Here is a 6,929-nt window from a genome sequence, read left to right on the forward strand (position 1 = left end):
GGGGTGGGAGCGCAGCGACCGTTTGGCGCAGCCAAACACAGCGAGAGGAGGTGCAGCGAAGCAAACCGTAGGCGCTGCCCCCCGGATGAATCCCGCAGCGAAGGAACCCGAGCCTAAGCGAGGGCCGAACGTCAGGGTAAAGCCTTTTTGGTTACTTTTTCGGCGTCTGGAAAAAGTGACCCGCCGTAAGGGCGGAACCCTAAGTGGCCGTTACCGCAGCAACGGATATACACCCAAAACAAACCAACACCAAAACCCTAGGCCATATCCGGATCCCGAGCAGCCCGCAAAGAATTGCTCTCCAACTCATACCGCAACTCATCCACCAGCGCCGCCACCGACTCAGGCGTACGCAACGCATTGAGCTTCAACCCACTGATCACCAGATCCACCTGCCCCGAATCCGGGTGATACAACTTCACCGTCAGCGAATGATCCCCATCCACTGAACACTCGCACGCCAATGGCGAAAAACTCTGTTCGAGGCTGGCGCGCAACTGCGCAAGATTCATCATGGAGCCTGTTCCTTTAGCTGTTTCGAAGGGAGACGATCCCAAGCCAACAGGCTCGTATCGCACCCCAACAGACTAAGAACTGCCCTATCTCACCAGAACCTGCATTTGCACCGCATCAGCTAGTGCATTTGCACCTACCGCTGACCCTTCGCGCCGCGCTCGCCAGAAAACAGACCACGCTCCCGCGCCCAGACAATCGCCTCGCTGCGACTGTGTACATCAAGCTTGGAATACACGGTCGCCACATGATTGCGCACGGTATTCGGCGCGAGTTTCAGGCGGGCGGCGATCTCCTTGTCGGCCAGGCCTTCGCAGATCAGCCCCAGCACGTCGCGCTCACGCGCCGTCAGGTCAGTGAACGACACGCTCGGCAGTTGCGGCGAGTTGACTTTCTTCACATTGGCCAGTTTTTCGATCAGCGTCCGGCTGAACCACGAAGCATCCTTCATCACCTCTTCAATCGCCGCCACCAGCTCCAGCTCGGTGCGCTTGCGCTCGGTGATGTCCATCAGCACCAGCAGATAGCACGGCGTGTCCTGAATATTCACGGTGTCCGCAGACACCGCGCACTCCAGCAGATCCGCGTCCTTCTTGCGCACCCGCACATCGACCCGATCCACTCGTCCGCTTTTCGCCAAGGCGGTCAGCAGTCGGGCCCGCGCACCATCGTCGTCAATGAAATTCAGCTGCGTCACGGTTTTGCCGACGACGTCGTCACTCTCGTACGCCAGGGTGTCGAGGAACGCCTGATTGACATCGATCACCTGCTGTTCGTCGGCGGTACAGATCAGAATCGGCACCGGAGTCAGGCGGAACGCCTTGGCAAAGCGCTCTTCACTCTGACGCAGCGCAACTTCGGCCTTGTGGCGCAGCTCCATGTCGACGAAGGAAAACAGCATGCAATCCTCATCATTGAGCACCAGAGGCTGCCCGGCGACGATCACTTGCTTGCTGCCGCCATCGGGCAGGCGCAGTTGAGCCTGCATCTGCGGAATGGTCGCCACATCGCGCAGGCGCTGGATCGCCAGATCCTTTTGCTCGGCCTGCTCGAAGATGTCGATTTCATAGGCCGAGGTGCCGATCACCTGCTCACGGGTGTAACCGGTCATCTCCAGAAACCCCGGATTGACCTTGATGTAGCGCAAATCGCTGAGGCGGCAGATCACCGCCGGCGCCGGGTTGGCATTGAAGGTCTTTTCGAAGCGCTGCTCGGCGTTCGCCCAATCGGTGACATCGCTCATGATCAGCACCAGTGACTCCGGCTGCCCTTCGCGATCAGTCAGGATCATGCTGCGCACGCTGTGCACCCAGACGTGCTCGGGATCATTCACGGCAGACACTTCGATCAGCACGTCGTTGAAGGCTTCGCAGCGTGCCGCGCGGCTGATCGGATAGTGTTCCGGGGGCACCGTATGATTGTTGCGATAGCGCAGGCTGAAGCGCTTGGCATACTCATCGGCATTAGTGCCCAGCTCACCGATCCGGCTGACACCGTGCATCGCCAGCGCCGCCTCATTGGCCCAGAGGATGCTCTGATCGAGCTCCAGCAGAATCACCCCGTCGGACAGCCCGGCGATGATCTGCTGCAGCTGGCGACGGTTGGTTTCAGTGGTCAGGACTTCCTGGCTCATTGGATCTCCACAGGGAATTCGCGTGTGAAGATTACGACCGCAGGCGTTCGTGATCGTGCCGAACTCTTCAACAACACCACAAATCCCTGTAGGAGTGAGCCTGCTCGCGATAGCGGTCTGTCAGCCACATCAACTCTGACTGACACACTGCTATCGCGAGCAGGCTCACTCCTACAGGGGATCAATGGTGATCTGAAGTTTCCACCAACTCCCGCAACGTATCGAGAAACAACCTGAGCACCGGCGAAGCATCGTCAGCGCGGTAAGTCGCATACAACGGCACCTCCGGCAGCGCCGGTGTCAGCTTGCGAAACACCAACCCAGCCGGGGCCAACTGCTCGATAGAAGCAGGCAGCAGCGCCACCCCGAAACCGGCGCGCACCAGACTGAGCAAGGTCTGCACCTCGATCACCTGCTGACGGATCTGCGGGGTGAATCCGGCCTGGATGCAGCACTGATAAAGGAAGTTGGCGAACCGCGACTGCTTCAGTTCCAGCGCGACAAACGGTTCCTGTGCCAGATCCGCCGGGGCCAGAAGCTCGCGGCTGGCCAGCGGATGATCGGCCGGCATCACCACATGAATCGGCTCGTAGATCAACAACTCGTTGCGCAGCAACGGATCGTCATAACCCACGCGAAACACGCAGGCGTCGATACGTTTTTCCTTCAACGCCTTGACCTGCGCCGCCGGGGTCATTTCATGCAGGCGCCAGTTCACCTGCGGATAGCGCTCACGAAACAGGTGCAGGGCTCTGGGCAGCACGCCGACCATCACCGAGCTGATCATGCCGATTTCCAGCTCGCCAAGCTGCCCGCGCCCGGTCTGGCGCGTCAGGTCCAGCGCCCGTTCCAGTTGTTCGAACACCAGCGGCGCCTGCTCCTTGAGCATCTGCCCCGCCGCTGTCAGTTCGACCCGGTGGTGACTGCGCTCGAACAACGGCGTGCCCAGCTCCTCCTCCAGCAGGCGAATCTGCTGGCTCAGCGGCGGCTGGCAGATGTGCAAACGTTCGGCGGCCCGGCCGAAATGCAGCTCATCGGCCAGGGCCATGAAGTACCGCAGCAGACGCAGGTCCATGGCGCTTACCCCAGACTCAGCGGCGTTGAGCGCTGGCGCACGCCGGTCAGCGCAAACAAGGCGTTGGCAATCGCCGGCGCCACCGACGGACTGCCCAACTCGCCTACGCCACCGGGCTTGCCCGGCTCGCCATCCAGCACCACGATGTCGGTGGCCGGCATGTCCGACATGCGGGTCACGCGGTAGTCGTGGAAATTGCTCTGCACCACCCTGCCCTGTTGAATGTCGAGGCGATCAAACAACGCATGGCCCAAGCCCCACATCAGTCCGCCGTAGATCTGCTCCTCGACCCCGCCCGGCGACACCGCCAGACCGCAATCGACCACGCAGGTCAGCTTCTCCACTTTCGGCTTGCCATCGACCATCGCGACCCGCGCCACCACCGCAATAAAACTGCTGTAACCCTGATTGGTCGCAATGCCCAACGCAGTGCCGGGCGGTAACGGCTGGCCCCATCCGGCGCGTTCGGCAGCCTGTTTCAGCACCGCCACATGCCGTGGCCGCTCCTGCATGTTGGCCAGACGGAACGCCAGCGGATCCGCGCCTGCCGCATGGGCCAGTTCGTCCATGAAACTCTCGACGGCGAACACGTTGGGGATGAAGCTCACCGAGCGATACCAGCCGCTGGGCACATGGCTTTCGTGCTTGACCCAGTTCAGCTCCAGATGCGGCGGACGGTAGGCGAAGTCCCACGCGGTGATCGCTTCGGTGGTGCTGTAATCCATGTGATCCGGGCGTTCGAAATAGCCCGGCTCCCACTGCTCCGGCGAGGCGGGTGATACCGCGTGCAGTTGCAGTGCGTTGAGTTTGCCTTGGGCATCCAGCGCGCCTCTGACCCGGTGCAGCGTCGCCGGGTGATTGAACAGTGCGTGCATTTCATCTTCGCGACTGTTCAGTAATTTCACCGGCACACCCATCTGCTGCGCCAGATACGCCACCTCGAACAACCAGTATTTGGCCTCCCGCGCGCCGAAGCTGCCGCCGGACACCAGCTCATTGATGGTGACCTTGTCCTTGGCGATGCCGCATACGGTTTGCGCCGCTTCCAGCGCCGACGACGGCACCTGCACGCCGCCCCAATAGGTGATCGCGCTGTCCTGCACGTGCGCGGTGATGCAGATTGGCTCGAGCGGGTTCTGCACCTTGTACGGCATGCGGTAATCGGCTTCGATCAGTTGCGCCGCTTGCGGCCATTGCGCGCCGACATCGCCATGCGTCATGGCTTTGATGGTTTGGCTGTTCGGGTCGGAAATAGCGGCCGCCTGGGCCTTGGCCAGTTCCGCGCTGTCGAACCCGGCCAGCGGCGAATCGCTCCATTTGATCTCCAGCACTTTACGCCCCTGCTGCGCCGCCCAGAACGTCTCGGCCAGCACCGCGACGCCTTCCAGATTGCCGCCGAGCACGTCCGGGCGCCCGGGGATTGCAAGCACCTGGCGCACGCCCGGCACCTGCAGTGCCGCCGCCGAATTCACGCTGACGACTTTCGCCCCGACCACCGGCGCGCGCTGAATCACTGCCACCAGCATCCCCGGCAACTGCACGTCGATGCTGTACTTGAAGCGCCCGCAGACCTTGGCCGTGGCATCGCGCTTGTGCCGAAGTTTGCCGATGTATTTGAACTGCGTCGGATCCTTCAGCGTGACACTGGCCGGCGCCGGCAAATGCGCCGCCACGCCGACCAGTTCGCCGTAGCCGAGGCTGCGTTTGCTGGGCAGATGAACCACCCGACCTTCTTCGGTGCTGCAGCTGTCGGGGCTGACTTTCCATTGCTGCGCTGCCGCCGCGATCAGCAGCGCCCGCGCCGTGGCCCCGGCCATACGCAGGCGCTCGTATTCCAGCGACACGCTGGTGCTGCCGCCGGTGGAGAAGACTTTCCAGACCGGGTGAATGTAGGTGTCGAAGAACGGATCTTCCGGGGTGATCACCTGCACGGTCATCGGGTTCACATCCAGCTCTTCGGCCACACACGCGGCCAACGCCGTTTGCGTGCCGGTGCCGGAATCGTGTTTGTGCACCACCAGTTTCACTGTGCCGTCGGGGAAGATCCGCACCCAGGCGTTGGGCTCGAATTCGGTGGCCGGCGCCGGAGCTTTCGGGTCGCTGGCGGCGCTGCCGGACGGCAGATACAAGGCAATCGCCAGGCCCGAAGCCACCGTCGCCGCTTGCTTGAGAAACACCCGCCGTGACGGTTCGAGCAAGGTGTCGTCGCGCAGGCTCATCACGCCTCCTTCGGCGCGTTCGCCGCGCGCTTGATCGCTTTGTTGATCCGCGCGTAAGTGCCGCAACGGCAGATATTGCCGGTCATCGCATTGCGGATCGAATCGTCGGTTACCGCCGCGCCGGTGTTGAGCAGCGCGGCGGCGGACATGATCTGCCCGGATTGACAGTAGCCGCATTGCGGCACATCTTCGGCGACCCAGGCCAGTTGCAGCGGATGGCTTTCGTTCGGCGACAAGCCTTCGATGGTGGTGATGCTGTGGCCCGCGACGGCGGCCAGCGGCAACTGGCAGGAACGCACCGCGACACCGTCCAGATGCACGGTGCAGGCACCGCACAGGCCCATGCCGCAGCCGAATTTGGTGCCGGTGAGTTTCAGTTGATCACGCAGTACCCATAACAAGGGCATGGAGGGGGACGCCTCATCCAGCTCGCGTCGTTCGCCGTTAACCGTGAATGCGATCATTGTCAGGCTCCAAAAGAGCGGCCCGTCTTTGTGCGGGCCTGGTGACCGATTATTGGAAGCCCGGGCAACACGCGGCCAGCGACGATTTCTGCCAACCGGTGTAAGCAGGACTAACAACATGTACAAGCGATACCCGTCGGTGCAGTCCATGAGCGCGTTCATCCAAGCGGCGCGCAGCGGCAGTTTCTCCAGTGCCGCGCGCAAGCTCGACCTGACGCACAGTGCGATCAGCCAGCAGATTCGCGCACTGGAAGATTTCATCGGTCAGCCGTTGTTCGTACGTGAGGGCGGCGGCAGCAACCTCACCGATGCCGGGCAGTTGTTTGCCAGCGTGCTAGCGGACGGGCTGGCGCAGATCGACCGGGCCCTGTCCTCGGTGAAAAACCGCAGCGTGGCGCAGCGCCTGACCCTGGACGTCGACAGTGAACTGGCGCAGAGCTGGCTCAATCCGCGTCTGCCGGAGTTGCTCGACGGACTTCCGGATTACGAGGTGACGCTGCTGTCGATGCCGCGCAGTGATCGCAGCAGCTTCGAGCGGGTGGATCTGGCGTTGCGTTACGGTTATGGCGATTGGGATGACTGCGAGATGACGCAGATCTGCGGCGACCGGGTGCTGGCGGTGGCTTCACCGGCGCTGCTTGAGCGCTATGGTTTGCAGTTGCCGCTGAGCCCGGCGCAGATCCTTGAATTGCCGCTGTTGGGCTATACGCGGCGCTCGTGGATACCGTGGCTGGATGCGGCCGGAATGCCCCCGGTAGAGCCAGCGGCGCGGGTGATTTTCGATAATGCGGCGAACCTGATTGCGGCTGCCGAAGCCGGGGTTGGTGCCGGGCTGGTGCGCGGTTTACTCGCCGCCGATGCGTTGCGCAGTGGGCGGCTGGTGGCGTTGAACGAGGCGCAGATTGCTGCGCATTACAACCTGTATGCGGTTTGGCCGCATGGGCAGGCCGAGCGTGTGGCGCCGGTGGTTGAGGTCATCAAACAGTTGGCTCTGTGTACGCTTGAGAACGCTGCCCTCACCCTAG

The 6,929-nt window shown here is 62.3% G+C and carries 6 protein-coding genes; 1 reads left to right on the plus strand and 5 read right to left on the minus strand.

All coding sequences use genetic code 11. The annotated features are described in order from the left end of the window. Positions 1 to 257: 257 nt before the first annotated feature. The 5 genes from KCG87_RS27240 to KCG87_RS27260 all read right to left on the minus strand — a co-directional run bounded on the left by KCG87_RS27240 (position 258) and on the right by KCG87_RS27260 (position 5,904). Positions 258 to 515 carry a DUF1652 domain-containing protein gene (locus KCG87_RS27240; protein WP_096795930.1) on the minus strand — a complete coding sequence of 86 codons (258 nt, stop codon included), beginning with the start codon at positions 513 to 515 and terminating at the stop codon, positions 258 to 260. Between the two features lie 134 nt (positions 516 to 649). Further along, positions 650 to 2,146 carry a helix-turn-helix transcriptional regulator gene (locus tag KCG87_RS27245; RefSeq protein ID WP_134786081.1) on the minus strand — a complete coding sequence of 499 codons (1,497 nt, stop codon included), beginning with the start codon at positions 2,144 to 2,146 and terminating at the stop codon, positions 650 to 652. Between the two features lie 181 nt (positions 2,147 to 2,327). Then, positions 2,328 to 3,221 carry a LysR substrate-binding domain-containing protein gene (locus KCG87_RS27250; RefSeq protein WP_134786080.1) on the minus strand — a complete coding sequence of 298 codons (894 nt, stop codon included), beginning with the start codon at positions 3,219 to 3,221 and terminating at the stop codon, positions 2,328 to 2,330. A gap of 5 nt (positions 3,222 to 3,226) precedes the next feature. Next, positions 3,227 to 5,440 (minus strand): molybdopterin cofactor-binding domain-containing protein, encoded by a 2,214-nt coding sequence (locus KCG87_RS27255; RefSeq protein ID WP_210559231.1) that lies wholly within the window; start codon positions 5,438 to 5,440, stop codon positions 3,227 to 3,229. Further along, complete coding sequence (locus KCG87_RS27260) at positions 5,440 to 5,904, minus strand: (2Fe-2S)-binding protein (RefSeq protein WP_027613188.1); 465 nt, start codon at positions 5,902 to 5,904, stop codon at positions 5,440 to 5,442. Before KCG87_RS27260 ends, KCG87_RS27255 begins: the two co-directional genes overlap by 1 nt. A gap of 118 nt (positions 5,905 to 6,022) precedes the next feature. Here KCG87_RS27260 and KCG87_RS27265 point away from each other — a divergent pair. Next, the coding region (locus KCG87_RS27265) for a LysR substrate-binding domain-containing protein (protein ID WP_210559230.1) at positions 6,023 to 6,929 on the plus strand (907 nt) is incomplete at its 3' end.

It is taken from the genome of Pseudomonas sp. MWU347, assembly GCF_017947305.1.
Lineage (GTDB): Bacteria > Pseudomonadota > Gammaproteobacteria > Pseudomonadales > Pseudomonadaceae > Aquipseudomonas > Aquipseudomonas putida_A.